Origin of the sequence: Enterobacter sp. PP-008-ECC_S150 (assembly GCF_045257065.1) — a bacterium.
In the GTDB taxonomy this organism is placed as follows: Bacteria; Pseudomonadota; Gammaproteobacteria; order Enterobacterales; family Enterobacteriaceae; genus Enterobacter; species Enterobacter chengduensis.
The window spans coordinates 399,052-422,285 of sequence record NZ_JBJHHG010000001.1 but is presented as its reverse complement, the minus strand read 5'-3'; the positions used below and the strand labels follow the sequence as shown (position 1 = coordinate 422,285).

Below are 23,234 nucleotides of genomic sequence, written 5' to 3'. Positions count from 1 at the left end.
GCTCGTATCATCGCCTCAACTCCGAATTCCTGAATGAGAGCACTTTTTGCTAAAAGTGTTTTATTTTGAGCTGCCCAGAATCTCTTCTATACGGTCCAGTTCTTCCGCAGAGAAATGGCGGTTTTCCAGCATGCCCACGGCGTCATCAATCTGTGCCGCTTTACTTGCCCCAATCAGCACCGACGTCACGTTCTCATGGCGTAATACCCAGGCCAGCGCCATCTGCGACAGCTTCTGGCCGCGCGCTTCCGCCATGGCGTTCAGCTTTCTTACCTTCTCCAGCTTTTCTTCGGTGATCTGGTCAGGGTTAAGGAATTGACTGCCGCTTGCCGCGCGGGAGTCTGCGGGAATGCCGTTCAGATAGCGGTTGGTCAGTTGCCCGCCGGCCAGCGGCGAGAAGGGAATGCAGCCAACCCCTTTTTCCTGCAACACCTCCAGCAGCCCCGCTTCCGGCGCACGTTCAAAGAGGGAGTACTTCGGCTGGTGGATAAGGCAGGGCGTACCGAGGTCGTTAAGGATATCAATCGCCTGGCGGGCCAGAACAGCCGGGTAGTTGGATAACCCGACGTACAGCGCTTTCCCCTGGCGCACCACATGGTCAAGCGCTTTCATGGTTTCCAGCAGCGGCGTATGCGGGTCTGGACGGTGATGATAAAAGATATCCACATACTCCAGCCCCATACGCTTCAGGCTTTGATCGAGGCTTGCCAGCAGATATTTGCGTGACCCCCAGTCGCCGTACGGGCCCTCCCACATGGTATAACCCGCTTTGGTCGAGACGATCAGCTCATCGCGCCAGGGCAGGAAATCCTCCTGCAAAATACGGCCAAAATTACGTTCGGCGGATCCCGGAGGCGGGCCATAGTTGTTGGCAAGGTCGAAATGCGTAATCCCCAGATCGAACGCGCGCTGTAAAAGTTGACGGCTGTTTTCGATAAGCGTGGTGTCGCCAAAATTATGCCACAGCCCAAGCGAGATGGCAGGTAACCTGAGCCCGCTTTGCCCGCAGCGGCGATACTCCATTGTCGTGTAACGATTTTTGTCCGGCTGGTAACCCATTCTCATGACCTCTGGCGCTGAAGAAAAATTCGGTGTATGCGTTTACATTAGCGTGAAAAAAAGCAGCATAGCGCAGCCTTTTTTGTAAAGCATTCTTTCCATGCCCTTCTTGTCGCCAATTCTGGACAGCCATCACGCTTATTTAATACTCAAGGTGAGGTCAAACATTAGAAGGATACCTGTTCATGCGTACCCCATACTGCGTCGCCGATTACCTGCTGGACCGCCTAAGAGATTGTGGAACCGATCATCTTTTTGGCGTGCCGGGCGACTATAACCTGCAGTTTCTCGACCATGTGATAGACAGCCCGGATATCTGTTGGGTGGGCTGTGCCAACGAGTTAAATGCTTCTTATGCCGCGGACGGATATGCCCGATGCAAGGGCTTCGCCGCGCTGCTGACGACATTTGGCGTAGGAGAGTTAAGCGCGATGAACGGCATTGCGGGCAGCTATGCCGAGCACGTTCCGGTACTGCATATTGTGGGCGCGCCGGGTACGGCGGCACAGCAACGAGGGGAGCTGCTGCACCATACGCTGGGAGACGGTGAGTTTCGTCATTTCTACCATATGAGCGAGCCGGTCACCGTTGCACAGGCGATCCTGACCGAGCAAAACGCCTGCTATGAGATTGACCGGGTATTAACAACTATGCTCCGGGAGCGTCGCCCCGGCTATCTGATGCTCCCCGCCGACGTGGCGAAAAAGGCCGCCACCCCGCCTGTAAACGCTCTCACGCTCAGGCACGCCCATGCCGACACCGCCTGCCTGAAGGCGTTCCGGGATGCCGCAGAGGGCAAGCTGGCCATGAGTAAGCGAACTGCGCTGCTGGCCGATTTCCTTGTCCTTCGCCATGGCCTTAAGCATGCCCTACAGAAATGGGTCAAGGAGGTGCCGATGGCGCACGCCACCATGCTGATGGGCAAAGGCATATTTGACGAACGTCACGCCGGTTTTTACGGCACCTACAGCGGTTCGGCGAGCGCCAGCGCGGTAAAAGAGGCGATTGAAGGGGCAGATACGGTCTTATGCATCGGCACGCGATTTACCGATACCCTGACGGCAGGTTTCACCCATAAGCTCACCCCGGCGCAAACGTTAGAGGTCCAGCCTCATGCCTCACGCGTTGGTGACGTCTGGTTTACCGGCATCCCCATGCTTCAGGCGATTGAAACGCTGGTGGAGCTGTCTAAACAGCACGTGCACGGTACGCCGTTGCCGTCCCCTCAGGGTGCGATGGCCTATCCGCAGCCGGATGGCTCGCTGACGCAGGAGAATTTCTGGAAAACGCTGCAGACGTTTATCCGCCCGGGGGACATTATTCTTGCGGATCAGGGCACCTCGGCCTTCGGCGCGATCGACCTGCGTCTTCCGGCTGACGTGAATTTTATCGTCCAGCCCCTGTGGGGATCGATCGGCTACACGCTGGCGGCGGCGTTTGGCGCGCAAACCGCCTGCCCGAACCGGCGCGTGATTGTTTTGACGGGGGATGGCGCGGCGCAGCTCACCATCCAGGAGCTTGGCTCGATGCTGCGGGATAAACAGCGCCCCATCATTCTGGTCCTTAACAACGAAGGGTACACGGTGGAAAGGGCGATCCACGGGCCGGAGCAGCGGTATAACGACATCGCGCTGTGGAACTGGACGCAAATCCCGCAGGCTCTTAGCCTTGATCCTCAGGCCCAGTGCTGGCGGGTCAGTGAAGCGGAGCAGCTGGCGGACGTGCTTGAAAAAGTGGCGCACCACGAGCGGCTTTCGCTGATCGAGGTCATGCTGCCGAAATCCGACATCCCGCCGCTGCTGGGCGCGCTCACCAAAGCGCTGGAAGCGCGCAATAACGCCTGATTATTTGTCGTTTCGCCAGGCCATCATCATCGGTTTGCCCGCCAGCAGGAGCCAGGCGGGCAACATCACGATGCAAAGTAACGGGATGAGGGTGGTATCCGGAACCACTACGGCGGCCATAAACAGGCTGAGCCACGCGTCGCGCGTGACCACCAGTACCAGCCCGAGAATCGAGCAGGAGACGGTAATTGCCGCCGGAACCGCATCGACATGCTCGTGCAGCATCAGGCCCAGCGCCACGCCGACAAACACCGCCGGGAAGATGCGCCCACCGCGGAACCCGCAGGCTGCCGCCACCACCAGCGCGGCCAGCTTAATTACGGCAAACAGCAGATAGTCAGAGACGCTGAACACCTGGCTGAAGGCCAGCTGCTGCATCTCGTCCAGACCTTTGAACAGCGTCACCGTCCCGCCGATCGCTCCTAAAATGCCGAGGGTCAAACCGCCGACCCCCAAAATCAGCACCGGGTGCCTGAGTTTATGCACCAGCCGGTGCAGGCGTGGAAGGCACCATACCGCCACCATTCCCAGCGCGATGGCGATGGCGACCACGACGGCGCCGCTGAATATATCCGCAATCTGCATCTGGCCGTAGTGGGGGAGCGAGAGTGAAAAATGAGGATGAAAAAACAGGCTGGTCGTCAACGCCCCAGCGGCTGCGGCCATCAGCGGCGCAAAGAGTTTATCCCACAGCGGGACGTCATTATTGCTGCTGAGCGTCTGAGAGAAGATCAGTGCCGCCGCAACGGGCGTGCCGAAAAGCGCCCCGATGGTGCCTGCGGAGGCTAGAATGGTCCAGTCCAGCGCGCTGACCCGCGGCAAAATGCGCGAACCGAGGAAAACCGCCAGGCCAATATTCACCGCCATAATCGGATGCTCGGGCCCCAGACTAACGCCGCCGGCCAGGCCCAGAATCAACGCGATGATAAGCCCTGGCAGTGCCGAGGGGGCAACCGGGGCGCCAATCAGCGGTTCCTGTGCCGGATCGGGGCCAGCATGGCCGGGACTGAAACGGATCGCCAGGCCCACCGCAATCCCGGTCAGCGTCAGCATCATAACAATCCAGGCAGGCGAGTCAGCGGTGGCGCCCAGTCTGGCCGGTAGCGCTGTCCATAACAGGCTTTGTAGCACCGACGCGACTTTCATCACGACGATAAGCGCCAGGCTTGAGGCCACGCCAATGATGAGCGCCGGAATCGCCAGCAACAGCATGGTTCTGGCTCGCGGGTGGAGCATGATGATTTCCTTGTACAAAACGGTATTACGTTACTTTGCACATTAAGCTTTATGGCAATAGTGCAAAAGGTGCTGAAACGGTAAAGTTATTCTGTGACGAAGATCGATAATCCATGGGCATTCACCTTCCGGTCGTTGTTGTTATCACGCCTTGAATTTACAGTGTCCCAAAGATTTATTCTGACTTTAGCGGAGCAGTAGAAGAATGACAAAGTATGCTTTGGTAGGCGATGTGGGCGGCACGAACGCGCGCCTCGCACTATGCGATGTAAATAGCGGTGAAATTTCCCGGGCGAAAACCTACTCCGGGCTGGATTATCCGAGCCTTGAGGCCGTTGTCCGCGTCTATCTGGACGAGCATCAGGTCAGCGTCGAAGATGGCTGCATCGCCATTGCCTGCCCGATAACCGGCGACTGGGTCGCCATGACCAACCATACCTGGGCATTCTCCATCGCCGAGATGAAAAAAAACCTCGGCTTTGCGCATCTCGAAATCATCAACGACTTCACCGCGGTGTCCATGGCGATCCCGATGCTGAAGCCGGAGCATCTGATCCAGTTTGGCGGCGGTGAGCCGGTCGAGGGCAAGCCGATTGCGGTTTACGGGGCCGGCACCGGTCTGGGCGTTTCGCATCTGGTGCATGTCGCGCAGCGCTGGGTGAGCCTGCCGGGCGAGGGCGGCCACGTTGACTTTGCGCCAAACAGCGAAGAAGAGGGCATTATCCTCGAAGAGTTACGCGCTGAGATCGGCCACGTCTCCGCCGAGCGCGTCCTTTCTGGTCCGGGGCTGGTGAACCTGTACCGGGCGATTGTGAAATCAGACGGTCGTCTGCCGGAAAATCTGCAGCCGAAAGACGTCACCGAACGTGCGCTGGCGGACAGCTGCATTGACTGCCGTCGTGCCCTGTCGCTGTTCTGCGTGATCATGGGACGCTTCGGCGGCAACCTGGCGCTGACGCTGGGCACCTTCGGCGGGGTCTATATTGCGGGCGGGATCGTGCCGCGCTTCCTCGACTTCTTTAAAGCCTCGGGCTTCCGCGGCGGGTTTGAAGATAAAGGGCGTTTCAGAAGCTACGTGCAGGACATCCCGGTGTATCTGATCGTGCATGACAACCCTGGCCTGCTGGGCTCGGGCGCCCATCTGCGCCAGGTTCTCGGTCAAATCCTCTGACGCCTGGCCCTCTCCCGCGGGAGAGGGCTTTTGCTTTACAGGTGCATCAGCTGACGGAACTCTTTCACTTTGCTGCGGCTCACCGGCACCTGAAAATCCAGATCCTTCAGACGCAAAATATAGGTGTTGTTAAACCACGGTTCGATCTCGCGGATCTTATTTAAATTCACGCAGAACGAGCGGTGGCAGCGGAAAAAGTGTGCCGTCGGCAGCTTGCTGCAAAACTCGGTGATGTTCATCGCCATCACGTAAGATTCCCGCCGCGTATAGACAAACGTCATCTTTTCATGGGCTTCGGCATAGTAGATATCATTAACCGGCGTCACGATGATGCGCTCATCCTTGACCAGATTAATGGTGTCGTTTTCCCGTACCGTTGGGCTGGCGCTGGCAGGGGCATTCTGCTGCTGCCATGCGGCCTCCAGCTTTTGCAGCATGCTGACAATCCGCGATTCCTGGTAAGGCTTAAGGATATAGTCAAACGCCTCCAGCTCGAAGGCCTCAACGGCGTGCTCTTTCCAGGCGGTAACGAAAACAATAAACGGCTTGTGGGCGAACTGATTGATGTTTTGCGCCAGCAGTACGCCATCCAGCGACGGGATATTAATATCCAGGAAAATGGCGTCGACCCGGTTATGCTGCAAAAACTTCAGCACGTCCAGACCGTCATCAAAGGTGCCCACAATCTCCATCTGGCTGTGGGTGTTGATAAGCCAGGTGAGCTCCTGCTGGGCCAGGAATTCATCTTCTACGATGATAACTTTCATGGGCTACTCCACCTGGGGCAACAGTGATGTTGGCGAATGAACGGGAGAGCGCTCGTTCGGGACATAAAAAGCAATTTCGGTGCCCGGTTCAAGACGCTGAATATGCAGTCCGTCGCCGTAAAGCAGCTTGACCCGATGATGCACGTTCAGCAGGCCGATTTTATTTCCCGGCATCTCGTTAGACTCCACGCGTTCAATGACGTTGGGATCAATTCCGTGGCCGGTATCGCGCACGGCAATACGCACGCGGTTGCCGCTTTCGGTAACGCTGATGGTGACAACGCCTTTGCCTTTACAGGGCTGAATACCATGAACAATCGCGTTTTCGACCAGCGGCTGAATGAGCAGGCTTGGGATCACGCAGTTAACCTCTTCATCAATATCGTAAATGACCGTGAGCTTGTCGCCAAAGCGCGCCTGCTCAATGGCGATGTAGTCCTTGATCTGATACAGCTCTTTTTTGATGTCGATCTGCTCGTCATCCTTCAGCTCGATGTTGTAGCGCAGATAGCGCGACAGGTTAAAAATGAGCTGGCGCGCGGTGTCCGGATTCAGCCGGATGGACGAGGAGATGGCGTTCAGGGCGTTAAACAGGAAATGGGGATTGATTTTGCTCTGCAGCGCGCGCAGCTCTGCCTTATTTGCCATCTCACGCAGCTGTTCTGCACGGGAAACCTCAAGCTGGGTGGAGATGATCTGCGACAGGCCAATCGCCATCTCCTGCAGGGAGGAGGTGATCTGATGCGCGTGACAGTAATAAATTTTCAGCGTGCCCGTCACGACGCCTTTCTCCCACAGCGGGATCACCAGCATGGAGTGGATTTCCGGCGTTCGGTGGGCTTCATCATTGTTCTTAATGATGATTTTACCGTAATTAATCGCCTGTCGGGTGGTCGGGCTAATGGTGTCATCGTTGTCGCGATAGTTGTGCTCGCCAACGCCAACGTAGGCCAGTACGCGATCGATATTGGTGATGGCGACGGCGTCTGCGTGGATGTCGTGGCGAATGATCTCGCAAACCTGACGCAGCGATTCCGCGTTAACGTGGCGAAAAAGCGGCAGCGTTTTGTTGGCGATGTCCAGCGCCAGCTTGGCCTGACGGGCGGCGCTGGCCTCTTTTTCCCCTTCAACGCTCTGCACCAGCAGCACGATAAAACCGATGCACACGCTGCCCAGGATCATCGGAATACCGATTTTCGAGACGATATCCAGCCCCAGGGCGGTGGTCGGCGCCCAGACGACGACCAGGATCATGGTCAGCGTTTCGCACGCCATGCCTGCGACGATCCCGGCGCGCCAGCGCTGTTTTTTCGGGATTTTGCGGCCGATCCAGCCGGAAAGCACACCGGCGATAATGCTGGTGATAAAGCACGGCACCGCCGTGACGCCACCGATATCAATAAGGTAGCGGTGCGTCCCGGCAATCAGGCCGGTGATAACGCCGACCCATGGGCCAAACAAAATCCCGCCGGACATGACGGCGATAATGCGCACGTTAACCAGCGAACCCTCTACCGGCACGCCGGACCAGGTGCTGAACAGGGCGAACAGCGAGAAGATGGCGGTAACGGCCAGCAGCTCCTTTGGGGAGTGGGCTGATTTGTGCAACAACTCGCGAAACAGGCGAATGCGAATAAGGAAGAACAGGCAAATCAGCATTAATGCCGCACGGTCAAAAACCGCCAGCAGCATAGTGAATATTTCGTGCACGAGGAAACCTGGGAAAACGGGAAAGAACCATGATAAAAAACCTGGCGCGTGATGACCAGCTATCCGTCAGGTTTATGAAATGAGGAAAAACCATAATTGTCAAAGGGGATTATCTGGCGACGACTGATGCGTCCCGATTTTTTCCTCGCGGCGCATCGTCAGGTAACTGGGTTGATATCACCTTGTTAAATAACGGATATCAGAACACCGCTCCCGAAACAGGGGCTTCCGCTTTTCCGGGCGGCAGGTTTCCGGTTTTCAGACGAGCGCTTTTTTTTCACTTCCCTCTCGACAGCATGATTTTTTTCAGGTTATTTTCTAAACATGCCACATCGGTGGCAGCGTCGCTCGGACGGTCCGGGCGCTAACGTTAATCTGAGGAATCTATGGCTGAATTCAGTCCTGAACGCCGTTTTACGCGTATCGATCGTCTCCCCCCTTACGTTTTTAATATCACTGCTGAACTGAAGATGGCTGCGCGTCGGCGCGGCGAAGACATTATCGATTTCAGCATGGGTAACCCAGACGGCCCCACGCCACCGCATATCGTTGAGAAGCTCTGTACGGTTGCCCAGCGCCCGGATACGCACGGCTACTCCACCTCTCGCGGTATTCCCAGGTTACGTCGCGCGATCTCGCGCTGGTATCAGGATCGCTATCAGGTAGATATCGATCCTGAAAGTGAAGCGATTGTCACCATCGGCTCGAAAGAGGGGCTGGCACACCTGATGCTCGCCACGCTGGATCATGGCGATACGGTGCTGGTGCCTAATCCAAGCTACCCGATCCACATCTACGGTGCGGTGATTGCCGGGGCGCAGGTCCGCTCCGTGCCGCTGGTGGAAGGCGTCGATTTCTTTAACGAGCTGGAACGTGCGATTCGCGAAAGCTATCCGAAACCCAAGATGATGATCCTCGGTTTCCCGTCGAACCCAACGGCGCAGTGCGTGGAGCTCGACTTCTTCGAGAAGGTCGTCGCCCTGGCCAAGCGTTATGACGTGCTGGTGGTTCACGATTTAGCCTATGCTGACATCGTCTACGACGGCTGGAAAGCCCCGTCCATTATGCAGGTCCCGGGCGCGCGTGACGTGGCGGTCGAGTTCTTTACCCTGTCGAAAAGCTACAACATGGCGGGCTGGCGTATTGGCTTTATGGTGGGTAACAAAACGCTGGTGAGTGCACTGGCGCGCATTAAGAGTTATCACGACTACGGTACCTTCACGCCGCTGCAGGTCGCGGCTATCGCTGCCCTGGAAGGCGATCAGCAGTGCGTTCACGAAATTGCCGCGCAGTATAAGCGTCGCCGCGACGTGCTGGTAAAAGGGCTGCATGAGGCGGGCTGGATGGTGGAAATGCCGAAAGCGTCCATGTACGTCTGGGCGAAAATTCCGGAGCCGTACGCGGCGATGGGATCGCTGGAGTTTGCCAAGAAGCTGTTGCAGGATGCGAAGGTATGCGTATCGCCGGGCATTGGCTTTGGTGATTATGGCGACACCCATGTGCGGTTTGCCCTGATTGAAAACAGCGACCGTATTCGTCAGGCGGTCAGGGGCATCAAGAGTATGTTCCGCGCCGACGGGCTCCTCTCCTCGAAAAGCGTGGCTGACAATCCCGCGTCGTCATGACATAAAAAAAGGAGCCATCGGCTCCTTTTTTTGACTGCATGTTCTTCACTAGATCATCAGGGCAAAGGTTCCGGCCCAGACTAAAACAATCACCGAAATGCCCATAAAGAAATATTTCACGTTTCATCGCTCCGCGTATCTTGTGGTACGCATTTAAAAACAGAGTCCACCTGATTATAGAGAACTGGAATCCGGTCAAAACGGAAATGAGAATTTTCCCGTTACGCCTTTAACACCAGCTCAGAATTCTGTGCTTTCCTGTTGCCAGACGGCGCTAATGTACGCCTAAAAATGAGGGGTGACAAGAGGGATTTTTTTAAATAATTTCCGTCACTTACGAGTGTCGTGGAACGGCGACAGTTTAATTTCGCATCGCAATAAATTCACTTTGGGCGACGCAATGAAAGCGAGTTTCTCAATGGCTTGTCAGGTGATTGAAAAGGTTAGTTTCTTAGCGAAACTAACCTTTATGAAGAGCTTACATATAGAGCGAGGCTTCGCCAAGAGGGCGGGTTTTGAATCGACGATGCATCCACAGATACTGCTCTGGCGCACGCATGATTTCCGTTTCGATGACCTTATTGATAAACGCCGCGGCTTCGCATTCGTTTTCCGGGTAGTTAGCCATCTCAGGGGAGATGTGCAGACGATAGCCTGATTTATCTGCTTTTCTCACCATCGTCACGGTCAGCATAGAGGCACCCGACAGACGTGAAATGACGAAGGTACCGTTCGTCGTCGCCACGTCTTTCACCGCAAAGAATGGCGCAAAGCTGCTGCCTTTACGTCCATAATCCTGATCGGGAGCAAACCAGACGGCCTCTCCTTTCTTGAGAGCACCGACCATACCGCGCAGGTTATTACGGCTGATCATCGCCTTATTAGAACGCATGCGGCCACGGGTCTGCACCCACTCCATGAGCGCGCTGTTGTGCGGTCTGTAGGTTGCCATCATTGGCTGGCAAAGCCCCATCACGCGGCCGCCCAGCTCCAGCGACATAAAGTGAACGCCGACAACCATCACGCCGCGTTTTTGCATCTGCGCGCGTTTAAGGTTATCCAGCCCTTCCACGTCAAACCACTTGCGGACACGCTCATCTGGCCAGAACCAGGCCATGCCGGTTTCAAGCAGCGCCATGCCGATAGACTTGAAGTTTTCAGCGATGAGTTTTTCGCGCTCTTCGGCATTGTACTGTGGAAAACACAGCTCGATATTTTTACGCGCGATGGATTCGCGACGTTTCAGGAAAACGCGGGAAACGCTGCCCAGTTTCGACCCCAGCAATCGCAGGACAGGGTACGGAAGTTGAACCAGCAGCCAGAGAACGCCAAGACCAAACCATGTAAACCAGTAACGTGGGTGTAAGAACGCACGTTGAAATTGGGATTGAGACAAGATAGTGAAACCTATGTGAAGCCTGTAAAGGTAGCGCAGAGTTTGCGATACGACGTGCCGATAAGACCGTTCTTCAAGGTGATGGTTGCAGGCTTTACCGAACTTTACGGCGTTGCCTGTCCACTGCTGATTTGGGTGGGCGGCGTAATGTAGCACCGTTATACGATATGTGCTATTGCTCGTTTTTGATTAAAAAAGCGGCGACTCTGGAGGTGTTTGATTTAACGGATTTTATCATCACTGGCTGTCAGTGCCTTCTCTCTGCATGGGCAGGGGAGGCAGGCCATCTTTTAATCAAGGCGTGAATAGGAAAAAGCAGGGTGTTAATTCCGAACTTATTCTCCACATTAAGAATGTTATTTATCGATTCTGAATTCGCGGATAGGAAAATTCCGTGTGAACATTCTTATGTTTTATTTTCGCCATCAATGGTTCGGCTTGTTATCATTATTTGCAGGTATCTTCTTTTCCTCATTCTGTAATGTTAAATCACAGTCCATTTATGATTTTTGGTTCCATTGTCTTGATGCAAATCAATATAAGATAATTTTTTCTGGGTCTAACTGCCTTTGATCATTTTTTCGATATAAATACTCGGTTTGCATACCAAAAGCAGTGTCTTTTCCTAAGGTGGCAGGGTAATTTGCCATAATCTTTTAGTGGAAAATTCTTAAGAAATTTCTTATCTCGGATAAAAGATCTGCGTATTTGATTTTATGTCGATCATTATTCTAATATTGCGCATGAAGAACGATACCGTGAAGTTGCCGTAGCAAATCAATGAGGGATGAAGAGATGGCTGACAGTTTTCAGAATGAAGTGCCCAAGGCACGTATTAACCTCAAGCTTGACCTGCATACGGGCGGGGCAAGCAAGAAAATGGAATTACCGCTGAAATTACTGGTTGCGGGTGATTTCAGCAATGGGCAGGACTCTGCGACAATATCTGAGCGCGAAAAGATTAGCATCACCAAAAATAATTTTGATAGCGTTCTTTCCGAATATTCCCCAAAAGTTAATCTGACTGTTAAAAATACGCTGTCTGACGATGGTGGTGAGGACAACATTCAGCTCACTTTCCAGAGCATGAAAGATTTCACGCCAGAGCAGGTAGCTGCCCAGATACCGCAGCTGAAAGCGATGCTGGCGATGCGCAACTTGCTTCGCGATCTTAAGGCTAACCTGTTGGATAACCAGACTTTCCGAAAAGAGCTGGAAAAAATCGTTCTGGACCAGTCGCTTAGTGCTGAACTGCGAAATGAGCTCTCAGCACTGGCACCAAAAAAACCTTAATCATCAGGCTGTTTTAACGGATTCATCAAGGAATGCTCATGTCTGTACAAAATAATATTACTGGCGGTGAAAGCGTGGTGCTGGAACGTCCCGCTGCGGGTGGGGTTTACGCCTCTCTTTTTGAGAAAATTAATCTGAGCCCTGTCTCCGAGCTGAGCGCGCTGGACATCTGGCAAGATGCTCAGGCGATGTCAGATGCGACCGCCGATGAGCGTCTGACTGCCGGTATGCAGGTCTTTCTGGAATGCCTGACCAAAGCCGGCTCAAAGGTCGAAAAACTGGATAAAAGCCTGATAGACCACCACATCGCTGAGCTCGATTACCAGATCAGCCGCCAGCTGGACGCGGTTATGCACCATGAAGAGTTTCAGGCGGTTGAAAGCCTGTGGCGCGGGGTGAAGTCGCTGGTTGATAAAACAGATTTTCGTCAGAACGTGAAAATTGAGCTGCTGAGTATGTCTAAAGAAGACCTGCGCCAGGACTTTGAAGACAGCCCGGAAATCGTCCAGAGCGGTCTGTATAAACACACCTACATTGATGAATATGACACCCCAGGCGGCGAGCCGATTGCGGCACTGATTTCCGCTTACGAGTTCGATGCTTCAGCGCAGGATGTCGCGCTGCTGCGCAACATCTCTAAAGTGTCTGCGGCTGCACACATGCCGTTTATTGGCTCGGCGGGTCCGAAATTCTTCCTGAAAGAATCTATGGAAGACGTTGCTGCGATTAAAGATATTGGTAACTATTTTGACCGCGCCGAGTACATCAAGTGGAAATCGTTCCGCGATACGGACGACGCTCGCTACATTGGTCTGGTGATGCCGCGCGTGCTGGGACGTTTACCGTATGGCCCGGATACCGTTCCGGTTCGCAGCTTCAACTATGTCGAAGAAGTCAAAGGCCCGGATCACGACAAATATCTGTGGACCAATGCATCGTTTGCTTTCGCCTCCAACATGGTGCGCAGCTTTATCAATAATGGCTGGTGCGTACAAATCCGTGGGCCGCAGGCCGGCGGTGCGGTGCAGGATCTGCCTATCCATCTGTATGACCTGGGGACCGGCAATCAGGTAAAAATCCCGAGCGAGGTGATGATCCCTGAAACGCGTGAATTCGAATTCGCAAATCTGGGCTTCATACCGTTGTCCTACTACAAAAACCGCGACTACGCCTGCTTCTTCTCGGCCAACTCCACTCAGAAACCGGCGCTCTATGACACCGCGGATGCAACGGCTAACAGCCGCATCAACGCGCGTCTGCCGTACATCTTCCTGCTGTCGCGTATCGCCCATTACCTGAAGCTGATTCAGCGCGAAAACATCGGTACTACCAAGGATCGCCGACTGCTTGAACTGGAGCTAAATACCTGGGTCCGCAGCCTGGTCACCGAAATGACCGATCCGGGAGACGAACTGCAGGCGTCTCACCCACTGCGTGATGCGAAAGTGGTCGTTGAAGATATTGAAGACAACCCGGGCTTCTTCCGCGTGAAGCTGTACGCGATCCCGCACTTCCAGGTTGAAGGCATGGACGTCAACCTGTCGCTGGTTTCCCAGATGCCGAAAGCGAAATCGTAAAACAGGCAGGAAGCTGATGAAAACGGAACAACCGTTATGGGGCAGGGGCATTATGGTCTCTCCCCAGCATTTTCAGCAACAGGTCGCGTATGCGGCCTGGTCTGCCGAATGTATTGCCCGGCTGGGGCTCTCCTGTCCCTGGGGAGTCATTGATGCTGTCTTTGAACCGGACGCCCTCAAGCTTGGACGTATTCAGGCGCGTCATCTGCACGTTCGTTTTCAGGACGGTACGCTGATTGACACTGACAACGCTGATTTGCTGCCACCGGTCCTGTCGCTTGAAAGCGAATCGCAGGCGGTGACGGTAGTGCTGGCACTCCCGCTGCTGCGGGCGAACGGCGGTAACTGCCTGAAGCCCGATGAAGTCGCTGAGCGTCCGGTGCGATATCGTCAGCACTGGCGAGATGTACGCAATACTTTTGGGGAGGATACCCGTCAGATTGCCGTGATGCATCCTGAACTGACGCTGCGTTTTGACTATCAGAACAACAGTGATTATCTGACGTGTCCGGTCGCCCGACTGCAGCAAGATTCGCAGGGTTCATGGCAAATAGATGAGACATTCCTCCCTCCTCTGCTGGCTATCCAGGGCAGCCGTTGGCTGGTTACCCAGTTGGAACAGCTGATGACCCAGTTGCGAACCCGCCTTTCCCGGCTTATGGCAATGCGTCGTGAAAGCAATGAACGCATGGCTGACTTCGCCGTGGCTGATGTGTCACTTTTTTGGCTGCTTAACGCGCTGAACAGTGCCGAGCCCGTGCTTGGCCAGTTCCAGCGTAACCTGCAAAGCCCGCCGGAACGCCTGTATCCGGAACTTTCTCGCCTGGCCGGAAGCCTGCTGACCTTCTCTCTGGAGCATCAGGTGAGTGCCATACCGGCCTGGCATCATGAGCAACTCAATGCGGTATTTCCGCCGATGTTTGATTTGCTTGGCGATCTGCTTGAAGCCAGCCTGCCGTCCCGCGTGGTTGCGCTGTCACTCGACTATGACCCACGGCTGCACTTCTGGCAGGCGCGTCTGCATGACCCCCGTCTGCGTGAAGGGGCCGATTACTACCTTTCCGTGCGTTCACCCATACCTGTTGCCCAACTGCAGGAACAGTTTCCACGCCAGTGTAAGGTGGGCAGTCCCGACCATGTGCGGGGGATCGTCAACTCGTCCCGTGTGGGCGTGCCGTTAATGCCGCTGCGCCATGTTCCTGCTGCCATTCCACTGCGCCTGGAAAATCAGTATTTCAGTCTCGATCTCTCTCATCCATTGGCGACAGAAATGCTCCAGAGCGGAACATGCATGTTTTACGTCCCGGGCATGCTTGGCGAGCCTGAACTTGAACTCTTTGCGGTACTGAGAACATGAATGAACGTAAACATGGCACTGCCGTGCCGGTGGATATTGATGCTTTACTGCAGGATACCTGGCTTCAGGTTATTAGCCTTCGTCATGGCCCGCAGTTTCAGGAAGGAGAAGGTCGGGTCCTGTGGGAGCGCTGTATCGCTGATGTGGAGCGCGTTCAGCGTGAGCTGAAAGCCAGTGAACTGGATGAGGCCAGCTGTGAACATATCCTCACTGCACAATGCGCCTTGCTTGATGAAGCGGTCAAAGGTCGCGGTGTGGAGGATGACGCCTGTGTGCAGTGGTACGACATACCGCTGCAAGGGCATTTTCTCGGCACGATGGATGCCGGTGACACGCTGTGCGATCGGATGCGCGATGTGCTGCGTGAGCCAGCACCAGACATTGCCGTCCTGACCTGCTTCCAGCGAGTGATGATGCTGGGTTTTATGGGGAACTTCCGCTCGCTAAACGATCCGGAGCGTCAGAAGCTCGTCACGGCGCTGAGTGAACGGGTCACTCCGTTCAGCTTTCCGCCGTCTCAGTCTGTGTTGGCCGAAAGCCGTGCCGGACGGGGAATGGGCGGGTGGCTGGAATCATGGCCCGTACGCATTGGGCTAAGCGTGATTATTCTTGCCGCGCTCTGGTGGGGGCTGGATCGCTGGCTCGATCAGATGGTGCAGAACCTGTTGCCGGGAGTCGTAAAATGAGTCTTGCACAACAGCGCGGGATTGCGCTGTGGGCTGCCCTGTTAAGTGCGGTGGTCTGCTTAGGGTTTCTGCCGGTATCCCGACTGGTTTCGGCGTTCGTGCTGCTGGCGATGCTCGGGCTTATCGTCGCGTTCTGGTATGTCGCCAGTCGTCGTGCGGAGCATGACATCTTCTTACATCTGGACGACCTTCCCGATGCAACTTACCGTCAACCCGTGGTGCTGGTTTGTGGCGATCTGGCGCTAACCTGGCCTCAGCCGTCACCGGTACTCACCGTCACGCAAGGGTGTTGGATCCGCGTTGAGGATCATCAGGATCTCGATCAGGTAGTCCGGCAGATCCTGTGGCTGCGACCTGACTGGGGCCGTCAGCTGTCGGTGATGGTCAGTGTTTGCCCGCAGAAGCATGTTGATAGCGAGGGGCTTACCAGCCGTCTGCTGGCCCTGCGCTGGCAGATCGGCCAACTGCGTAAGGAGACAGGTCATTCTGTGCCTTTGATTCTGAATGGTCAGGTTGGCAGCGCAATGGCGAATGACATGCTCTGGCAGGCGGCTATACCAGGCGAAGGGATGAGGGTCTGGCGTGAATCGAACGCACCTTGTTCGATCTCCGCGTGGGTGACCACCGGCGGTGCGCCTGTGATGCAGCAGCAGGTGCTGATGAATAGCTTGATGAACTGGTTCCATCACCACGTCCAGTCGGTATTTATGGATGAGGATCCTGATATGCCCGCCATTGCACCCGCAACGGTGTTATGGGGAATGGGGCCGATTCTTGCCGGGAGCCTGGCGTCATCGGCCTGGACGGCGTGGTTGTCGCGTCATACCGCCATTCAGCAGGTGACCGGCTGGCATCCAGTGGGCACGGACAGTACGGTGATTTCACCCTTCCCGGATTTTATCCTGCCGCAGCTACCGGAGGGATGCGGGCTCACGCCCCGAGCCCGCACCTGGCGCTGTGCCCTTGGCCTTTTCACCGTCGCGGCTATCGCCGCACTGCTCAGCAGCGGCTGGAACAATCGCCAACTCCTTCATCGCGTGAGCTTCGATATTGCCCGTTACGACAGCATTGCCATGGATAACTACGGCCCGAAGTCTGGCGCTGTTGCGGTCCTCCGCGAAGATGCGGCACTGCTGGATGACCTGGCGCGTAATGGCGTACCGGCCCGTCTGGGCCTGGGGCTTTATCAGGGAGAACGCCTGCGGATGCCGGTACTGGAAGCGATCCGCTCCTATGTGCCGGAGCCTCCAAAACCGCAGCTGAAACCCAAGCCGGCACCGAAAATTGTACGCCTCGACAGCATGTCGCTGTTCGATTCCGGCAAGTTCTTGCTGAAAGCCGGTTCTACCAAAATGCTGGTCAACTCCCTGGTGGGGGTTAAGGCCAAGCCGGGCTGGCTGATTGTCATGTCTGGTCACACCGATAACACCGGCAATCCGCAATTAAACCAGACGCTGTCTCTGAAACGTGCCGAAGCGGTACGCAACTGGATGCGAGATACCGGCGACGTGCCGGAAAGCTGTTTTGCGGTACAGGGCTATGGCGAGAGCCGTCCTGTCGCAACCAATGACACACCGGAAGGGCGAGCGCTCAACCGACGTGTCGAAATCAGTCTGGTACCGCAGGCGAACGCCTGTCAGATACCCGGCAAACACCCGGCGCCATCGCAGGATGATGGCGCATCACAATTAAATGGAGAGTAATTCCATGGCAATTCCTGTTTATCTTTGGCTGAAGGACGACGGCGGTGCGGACATTAAAGGGTCTGTAGACGTTCAGGACCGTGAAGGCAGCATCGAAGTGGTGGCTCAGGAGCATAACCTGTACATCCCGACCGATAACAACACCGGCAAGCTGACCGGCACCCGTATCCACACGCCGTTCCTGTTTACCAAGGAGATCGATTCCTCCAGCCCTTACCTGTACAAGGCGGTGACCACCGGTCAGACCCTGAAATCCGCTGAATTCAAGTGGTACAAAATCAACGACGCGGGTCAGGAAGTGGAGTACTTCAACACCAAACTGGAAAACGTGAAGGTCGTGAAGGTGAATCCTGAAATGTATGACATCAAGGATCCTTCTAAAGAGAAGCACAACCACCTCGAGCGCGTTGAACTGCGTTACGAAAAAATCACCTGGACCTACAAAGACGGCAACATCATTCATTCCGATTCCTGGAACGAACGCGCCACGGCGTAATCCTCATGCGGGCAGGTTTTTCCTGTCCGCAGTTTTTTGCTGAGTGCCTGAGATGCGGGTACTCAGCAAAGAAAAAAACAATCTGCCTGCCTGACCTTATGCGCTTTGGTGAACAGCGAGGGGCGGTAGCGTGCCCAGGAACCGACAAAGAGAGAATCTCATGGAAAATCCAGCCATCCTGTTACGTCGTCTGAACCCTTACTGTGCCCGAGCGATGGAAGGCGCAGCTTCGCTCTGTCAGACCCGTGCCCATGCCGAAATTCTGCCTGAGCACTGGCTGCTGAAGCTCTTGGAGCAGGGGGAAGGTGACCTGACGGTGCTGGCGCGTCGCTATGAATGGGATATGGATGGCATCTGGCAGGATTTGCTGGCCTGGCTGGATAAACAGCCGCGCTCGGTGCGCCAACGGCCCCAGCTCTCTGAGGACATCCAGACTCTGATGCAGCAGGCCTGGCTACTTGCCTCACTCAATGGCGAAGAGCACATTCGCAGCGTCCACCTGCTGATGGCCCTGGTGGAGAAGCCAAAACTGGCACGTTGTGATGGCCTTTGGCCGCTGTTAACGCTTGGTCAGAGCCAGCTTGAGCGCTTGCGGCCTTTGCTCGATGCACAGTCAGATGAACGTCCGGAAGTGCAGCAGGAAGCGGAACTGGCGCAAAGCCATGGTGGAGAAGTGGAGTTCGTTGGGCGTCCTGTGGGTACAGAAGTAAAAGAGGGTGAACTCAGCCCTGCGCTGCAGAACGCGCTGGATAAATTCACCCTTGATGTCACCGCCAAAGCGAAGGAAGGGAAGATCGATCCTGTGTTTGGCCGTGACACCGAAATCCGCCAGATGGTGGATATCCTCTCTCGTCGCCGCAAAAATAACCCGATTCTGGTCGGCGAGCCGGGTGTCGGCAAAACGGCACTGGTTGAGGGGCTGGCGCTGCGTATTGCCGAGGGCAACGTTCCTGAATCCCTCAAATCGGTGATCCTGCGCACCCTTGACCTCGGCCTGCTGCAGGCCGGTGCGGGCGTGAAAGGCGAGTTCGAACAGCGGCTGAAAAACGTCATTGATGCGGTGCAGCAGTCGCCTGTGCCGATTCTGCTGTTTATTGATGAAGCGCATACCATCATTGGCGCGGGCAACCAGGCGGGTGGAGCCGATGCAGCCAACCTGCTGAAACCGGCCCTCGCCCGGGGCGAACTGCGTACCATTGCGGCCACCACCTGGTCTGAATATAAACAGTATTTCGAACGTGATGCGGCGCTGGAGCGCCGTTTCCAGATGGTGAAGGTTGACGAGCCTGACGACGATACCGCCTGCCTGATGCTGCGTGGCCTGAAATCCCGCTACGCGGAGCACCACAATGTGCATATTACCGACGATGCGGTGCGCGCTGCCGTTACGCTTTCCCGTCGCTATCTGACGGGCCGCCAGTTGCCGGACAAGGCGGTTGACCTGCTCGACACCGCCGCAGCGCGCGTGCGCATGAGCCTCGACACCGTGCCGGAACAGCTGACCTGCATTCGCTCGCAGATTACCTCTCTTGAAATGGAAAAGCAGGCGCTGCTGGAAGATATTGCTGTCGGCAATCAGAACCATGGTCAACGCCTGACCGTCATTGAGCAGGAAGAGAACGATCTTATTGTTGCTCTCGACGAGCTTGAAACGCAGTACGGGCTGGAACTGAAACTCACCGAACAACTGCTGGAAAGCCGTCAGGACATCTCCCGTCAGAGCGAGACGCACGCGCTGCAGCAGGAACTGAACGGCATGCAGCACAGCAATCCGCTGCTCTCCGTGGATGTGGATGTACGCACCGTTGCCAACGTGATTGCGGACTGGACAGGCGTGCCGCTGTCATCGCTGATGAAAGATGAGCAGACCGAACTGCTGACCCTTGAAGATGAAATCCGTAAACGCGTGGTCGGGCAGGATGTGGCGCTCAAGGCCATCGCCCAGCGTCTGCGTGCAGCCAAAACAGGACTGACGTCAGAGAACGGACCGCAGGGCGTGTTCCTTCTGGTTGGCCCCAGCGGTGTGGGCAAAACCGAAACCGCGCTGGCGCTGGCGGACGTGATGTACGGTGGCGAAAAGTCGCTGATCACCATCAACCTCTCCGAGTACCAGGAGCCGCATACCGTTTCGCAGCTGAAAGGCTCTCCGCCGGGCTACGTGGGTTACGGCCAGGGCGGCATCCTCACTGAAGCGGTGCGCAAGCGTCCGTACAGCGTAGTACTGCTTGATGAAGTAGAAAAGGCGCACCGCGACGTGATGAACCTGTTCTATCAGGTATTTGACCGCGGATTCATGCGCGATGGCGAAGGGCGTGAAATCGACTTCCGCAATACCGTGATCCTGATGACCTCCAATCTCGGCAGCGATCGTCTGATGCAGCTGCTGGACGAACAGCCAGAATCTACCGAAGCAGACCTGCACGAACTGCTGCGCCCGATCTTACGGGATCACTTCCAGCCTGCGCTGCTTGCCCGCTTCCAGACCGTGATTTACCGCCCGCTGGCCGAAGCGGCCATGCGTACCATCGTGGAAATGAAACTCTCACAGGTCAGCAAGCGGTTGCATCGACACTACGGCCTGAGCACACATATTGATGAAAGCCTTTATAACGCGCTGACTTCAGCCTGCCTGCTGCCGGATACCGGTGCGCGTAACGTCGATAGCCTGCTTAATCAACAAATTCTGCCGGTGCTCAGTCAGCAACTGTTGACCCATATGGCCGCAAAACAGAAACCACAATCATTACGCTTTAGCTGGGGTGAGGAAGAGGGGATCGGGCTGGAATTTGATGTGAAACAGGGAGTGAACGCATGAGTAATAATCCTCCGTTAAGATTCAGCCATAACCACCATCTGCTGGCGGTAAAAGGCTGTGCGTCGGAACTTGACGTACTGGCCTTTGAGGGCGATGAGGCCTTAAGTAAACCGTTCAGCTACCGCATTGAGTTCACCAGCGGTGACCACGCCATCAGCAAAGAGATGATGCTGATGAAGCCCGGCTCGCTGACGCTGCAGGCTCCGGTTGACCAGGGGTACGGCATCAAAGTACAGCAGGCCGTGCGCACCCTTCAGGGCGTAGTGACCGGCTTTGAACGCCTCAGCACCTCCGCAGATGAAACCCATTATGCCCTGACGCTCCGGCCACGCCTGGCGCTGCTCGACCGTTCGCACCAGAACGCCATTTACCAGGACATGTCGGTTCCGCAAATTGTGGAAAAAATCCTGCGCGAGCGTCACAACATGCGCGGCCAGGATTTTCTGTTCTCGCTGTCAAAAGAGTACCCGCGCCGGGAGCAGGTGATGCAGTACGGCGAGGACGACCTGCACTTTATCACCCGCCTGCTGGGAGAGGTCGGTATCTGGTTCCGCTTCACCACCGACACGCGCCTCAACATTGACGTGGTGGAGTTTTACGACAGCCGGCAGGGGTACGAGAAAGGCCTGACGCTGCCGTCGGTACCGCCATCGGGCCAGCATTCAAAAGGCGTGGATTCGGTCTGGGGAATGGAATGCCATCACAACGTGGTGCAGAAGCAGGTCAGCACCCGGGACTACAACTACCGTCAGGCCACGCAGGACATGAACACCCGGGTGGATGCGACCCGCGGGGATGTCACCACGTACGGGGACGCCTATCACTGGGCGGATAACTACCTGACCCCGGGCAGCGCGCAAGACCGCAACCCGGCCCCGGAGTCCGGGGCGTTTTATGCCCGCCTTCGTCACGAACGCTACCTGAATGGCCAGACCCGGGCGCAGGGTATCACCAGCTGCCCGACGCTCTCTCCGGGTCAGGTGCTGAAAGTGACCGGCGGATACGAAGTGGCCGACGCGTTTGCGCAGGGCGTGGTCATCACGGCGATGCACAGCCATGCGTGCCGTGATGAAGACTTTGGCGTCAACTTCGGCGGCATCCCGGACAGCACCGATTTTGGTTTCCGCCCGGAGCCTGGCTCGCGCCCGGTGATGGCGGGCACCCTGCCGGCCCGCGTCACCAGTACCACCGAAAATGACACCTACGGGCATATCGATAAGGACGGCCGCTACCGCGTCAATATGCTGTTTGACCGTGACAGCTGGGAGAACGGGTTCGAGAGCCTGTGGGTGCGCCAGTCCCGCCCGTACGCAGGCGACACCTACGGCCTGCATCTGCCGCTGCTGGCGGGCACCGAAGTGGCGATTGGCTTTGAGGACGGTAACCCGGACCGGCCGTACATTGCCGGCGTGCTGCACGACTCGGCCCACGGCGACCACGTCACCATCCGCAACTACAAACGCAACGTGCTGCGCACCCCGGCGAACAACAAAATCCGCCTCGACGACGAGCGCGGCAAAGAGCACATCAAGGTCAGCACGGAGTACGGCGGCAAGAGCCAGCTGAACCTCGGCCACCTGGTCGACGGCGAGAAACAGCAGCGCGGCGAAGGCTTTGAGCTCAGGACGGACAGCTGGGGCGCCATCCGGGCGCAGAAAGGGATATTTATCAGCGCTGACGGGCAGGCCAGGGCGCAGGGTCAGGTACTGGAGATGCAGGCAGCGATGAGCCAGCTGGAGCAGGCGCGGTCACTGGCTGAAGCGTTACGCAGCGCGGCAGAAGCGGCGAGGGCTGAACTGGCAGATGTGCAGACGCAGAAGGCGCTGCTGTCAGAGGCGCTGACGGATTTAAGGAAAGCGGCGTTGCTGGTCTCGGCGCCGGAAGGGATAGCGCAGGTGACAGGAAAAAGCCTGCAGCAGTCGGCGGGAGAGAACATCATCAGCACCAGCGGCGGGCACACGGATTTCAGCGCACTGAAAAGATTCACCGTGGCGGCCGGGGAGCGGGTAAGTCTGTATGCGCAAAAGCTGGGCATCAAAATGTTTGCCGGGAAAGGGAAGGTGGAGATCCAGGCGCAGGGGAATGAGATGACGCTGGATGCGCTGAAGGATATCCGCATCAGCAGCAGTGAGGGAAAACTCATCATCAGCGCGAAGCAGGAGATAGTGCTGACGAGCGGCGGGGCATATATCCGGATAGCGGACGGAACGGTGGAGTGTGCGGCGCCGGACAAAATCATCGGGCGCGGGGCGGTGTGGCAGAAGTTTGGCGGACAGAGTTTTAGTCAGGCGGTCCAGAAGTGGGAGAGCAGCGACTTTGAAATGGGGCCGGAAGTGCTGTGGCCTTATTCTGAGACACCCGTAGCGGGTCAGAAAATCAGCCTGACGCACAGTGATGGTACCGTGCAGGAGTTAATGACTTCTGCGGACGGCCGTGGGGAGAAGCAAAACTTGGTGGATCCTGCATCAGTGCAGATAAACCTGAAGGATGAGGACTAAC

18 protein-coding genes are annotated in these 23,234 nt (G+C 56.1%); 12 read left to right on the top strand and 6 right to left on the bottom strand.

What is annotated here, in order from left to right; translation table 11 throughout:
- Nucleotides 1–60 precede the first annotated feature (60 nt).
- A complete protein-coding gene (gene mgrA / locus ACJBF3_RS01860; RefSeq protein WP_045331825.1) occupies nt 61–1,059 on the bottom strand; it encodes an L-glyceraldehyde 3-phosphate reductase in 999 nt (332 codons plus the stop codon).
- Between the two features lie 185 nt (nt 1,060–1,244).
- Between mgrA and ipdC the strand changes: the two genes are divergently transcribed.
- A complete protein-coding gene (ipdC, locus tag ACJBF3_RS01855) occupies nt 1,245–2,903 on the top strand; it encodes an indolepyruvate decarboxylase (protein WP_406544652.1) in 1,659 nt (552 codons plus the stop codon).
- Here ipdC and ACJBF3_RS01850 read toward each other — a convergent pair whose 3' ends face one another.
- The gene (locus ACJBF3_RS01850) at nt 2,904–4,139 is read right to left on the bottom strand and encodes an ion channel protein (RefSeq protein WP_045331830.1); all 1,236 of its coding nucleotides are present in this window, start codon (nt 4,137–4,139) and stop codon (nt 2,904–2,906) included.
- Nucleotides 4,140–4,344: 205 nt separating this feature from the next.
- Here ACJBF3_RS01850 and glk point away from each other — a divergent pair, with 205 nt between their 5' ends.
- Nucleotides 4,345–5,310 (top strand): glucokinase, encoded by a 966-nt coding sequence (glk, locus tag ACJBF3_RS01845; protein ID WP_045331833.1) that lies wholly within the window; start codon nt 4,345–4,347, stop codon nt 5,308–5,310.
- A gap of 35 nt (nt 5,311–5,345) precedes the next feature.
- On the opposite strand, the gene ACJBF3_RS01840 is transcribed toward glk, so the two are convergent.
- Nucleotides 5,346–6,077: a LytTR family DNA-binding domain-containing protein gene (locus ACJBF3_RS01840; RefSeq protein WP_045331834.1), complete on the bottom strand. Its 732-nt coding sequence runs from the start codon at nt 6,075–6,077 to the stop codon at nt 5,346–5,348.
- A 3-nt stretch (nt 6,078–6,080) separates the two neighbouring features.
- Nucleotides 6,081–7,787, bottom strand: coding sequence for a sensor histidine kinase (locus ACJBF3_RS01835; protein WP_045331835.1), 1,707 nt, complete (start codon nt 7,785–7,787; stop codon nt 6,081–6,083).
- Nucleotides 7,788–8,173: 386 nt separating this feature from the next.
- Here ACJBF3_RS01835 and alaC point away from each other — a divergent pair, with 386 nt between their 5' ends.
- Nucleotides 8,174–9,412, top strand: a complete 1,239-nt coding sequence (gene alaC, locus ACJBF3_RS01830; RefSeq protein WP_045331838.1) for an alanine transaminase — start codon at nt 8,174–8,176, stop codon at nt 9,410–9,412.
- Nucleotides 9,413–9,460: 48 nt separating this feature from the next.
- Here alaC and ypdK read toward each other — a convergent pair whose 3' ends face one another.
- On the bottom strand, nt 9,461–9,532 hold the full coding sequence (gene ypdK, locus ACJBF3_RS01825; RefSeq protein WP_099458937.1) for a membrane protein YpdK: 72 nt from the start codon (nt 9,530–9,532) through the stop codon (nt 9,461–9,463).
- A 358-nt stretch (nt 9,533–9,890) separates the two neighbouring features.
- The gene (gene lpxP, locus ACJBF3_RS01820) at nt 9,891–10,811 is read right to left on the bottom strand and encodes a kdo(2)-lipid IV(A) palmitoleoyltransferase (RefSeq protein ID WP_088475383.1); all 921 of its coding nucleotides are present in this window, start codon (nt 10,809–10,811) and stop codon (nt 9,891–9,893) included.
- Between the two features lie 12 nt (nt 10,812–10,823).
- Here lpxP and ACJBF3_RS01815 point away from each other — a divergent pair, with 12 nt between their 5' ends.
- The 9 genes from ACJBF3_RS01815 to ACJBF3_RS01775 all read left to right on the top strand — a co-directional run bounded on the left by ACJBF3_RS01815 (nt 10,824) and on the right by ACJBF3_RS01775 (nt 23,233).
- A complete protein-coding gene (locus ACJBF3_RS01815; RefSeq protein ID WP_162531748.1) occupies nt 10,824–10,961 on the top strand; it encodes a hypothetical protein in 138 nt (45 codons plus the stop codon).
- Nucleotides 10,962–11,603: 642 nt separating this feature from the next.
- Nucleotides 11,604–12,101 (top strand): type VI secretion system contractile sheath small subunit, encoded by a 498-nt coding sequence (tssB, locus tag ACJBF3_RS01810; protein WP_045331840.1) that lies wholly within the window; start codon nt 11,604–11,606, stop codon nt 12,099–12,101.
- A 32-nt stretch (nt 12,102–12,133) separates the two neighbouring features.
- Nucleotides 12,134–13,678 carry a type VI secretion system contractile sheath large subunit gene (gene tssC / locus ACJBF3_RS01805; protein ID WP_045331841.1) on the top strand — a complete coding sequence of 515 codons (1,545 nt, stop codon included), beginning with the start codon at nt 12,134–12,136 and terminating at the stop codon, nt 13,676–13,678.
- A 13-nt stretch (nt 13,679–13,691) separates the two neighbouring features.
- Nucleotides 13,692–15,035 (top strand): type VI secretion system baseplate subunit TssK, encoded by a 1,344-nt coding sequence (gene tssK, locus ACJBF3_RS01800; RefSeq protein WP_161799258.1) that lies wholly within the window; start codon nt 13,692–13,694, stop codon nt 15,033–15,035.
- Complete coding sequence (tssL, locus tag ACJBF3_RS01795) at nt 15,032–15,721, top strand: type VI secretion system protein TssL, short form (RefSeq protein ID WP_045331843.1); 690 nt, start codon at nt 15,032–15,034, stop codon at nt 15,719–15,721. Before tssK ends, tssL begins: the two co-directional genes overlap by 4 nt.
- Nucleotides 15,718–17,424, top strand: a complete 1,707-nt coding sequence (locus ACJBF3_RS01790; protein WP_045331844.1) for an OmpA family protein — start codon at nt 15,718–15,720, stop codon at nt 17,422–17,424. The genes tssL and ACJBF3_RS01790 overlap by 4 nt, the downstream gene beginning before the upstream one ends.
- Before the next feature lie 4 nt (nt 17,425–17,428).
- Nucleotides 17,429–17,920, top strand: a complete 492-nt coding sequence (gene hcp / locus ACJBF3_RS01785; protein WP_023325816.1) for a type VI secretion system effector Hcp — start codon at nt 17,429–17,431, stop codon at nt 17,918–17,920.
- 160 nt (nt 17,921–18,080) lie between these two features.
- Complete coding sequence (gene tssH / locus ACJBF3_RS01780) at nt 18,081–20,735, top strand: type VI secretion system ATPase TssH (protein WP_045331845.1); 2,655 nt, start codon at nt 18,081–18,083, stop codon at nt 20,733–20,735.
- Nucleotides 20,732–23,233, top strand: coding sequence for a type VI secretion system Vgr family protein (locus ACJBF3_RS01775; RefSeq protein WP_406544646.1), 2,502 nt, complete (start codon nt 20,732–20,734; stop codon nt 23,231–23,233). The genes tssH and ACJBF3_RS01775 overlap by 4 nt, the downstream gene beginning before the upstream one ends.
- Nucleotide 23,234 lies beyond the last annotated feature (1 nt).

What these genes read in the sequence shown, in the direction of transcription:
- mgrA (WP_045331825.1), bottom strand. Translation starts at nt 1,059, where the DNA reads ATGGGTTACCAGCCGGACAAAAATCGTTACACGACAATGGAGTATCGC.
- ipdC (WP_406544652.1), top strand. Translation starts at nt 1,245, where the DNA reads ATGCGTACCCCATACTGCGTCGCCGATTACCTGCTGGACCGCCTAAGA.
- ACJBF3_RS01850 (WP_045331830.1), bottom strand. Translation starts at nt 4,139, where the DNA reads ATGCTCCACCCGCGAGCCAGAACCATGCTGTTGCTGGCGATTCCGGCG.
- glk (WP_045331833.1), top strand. Translation starts at nt 4,345, where the DNA reads ATGACAAAGTATGCTTTGGTAGGCGATGTGGGCGGCACGAACGCGCGC.
- ACJBF3_RS01840 (WP_045331834.1), bottom strand. Translation starts at nt 6,077, where the DNA reads ATGAAAGTTATCATCGTAGAAGATGAATTCCTGGCCCAGCAGGAGCTC.
- alaC (WP_045331838.1), top strand. Translation starts at nt 8,174, where the DNA reads ATGGCTGAATTCAGTCCTGAACGCCGTTTTACGCGTATCGATCGTCTC.
- tssB (WP_045331840.1), top strand. Translation starts at nt 11,604, where the DNA reads ATGGCTGACAGTTTTCAGAATGAAGTGCCCAAGGCACGTATTAACCTC.
- tssC (WP_045331841.1), top strand. Translation starts at nt 12,134, where the DNA reads ATGCTCATGTCTGTACAAAATAATATTACTGGCGGTGAAAGCGTGGTG.
- tssL (WP_045331843.1), top strand. Translation starts at nt 15,032, where the DNA reads ATGAATGAACGTAAACATGGCACTGCCGTGCCGGTGGATATTGATGCT.
- ACJBF3_RS01790 (WP_045331844.1), top strand. Translation starts at nt 15,718, where the DNA reads ATGAGTCTTGCACAACAGCGCGGGATTGCGCTGTGGGCTGCCCTGTTA.
- hcp (WP_023325816.1), top strand. Translation starts at nt 17,429, where the DNA reads ATGGCAATTCCTGTTTATCTTTGGCTGAAGGACGACGGCGGTGCGGAC.
- tssH (WP_045331845.1), top strand. Translation starts at nt 18,081, where the DNA reads ATGGAAAATCCAGCCATCCTGTTACGTCGTCTGAACCCTTACTGTGCC.
- ACJBF3_RS01775 (WP_406544646.1), top strand. Translation starts at nt 20,732, where the DNA reads ATGAGTAATAATCCTCCGTTAAGATTCAGCCATAACCACCATCTGCTG.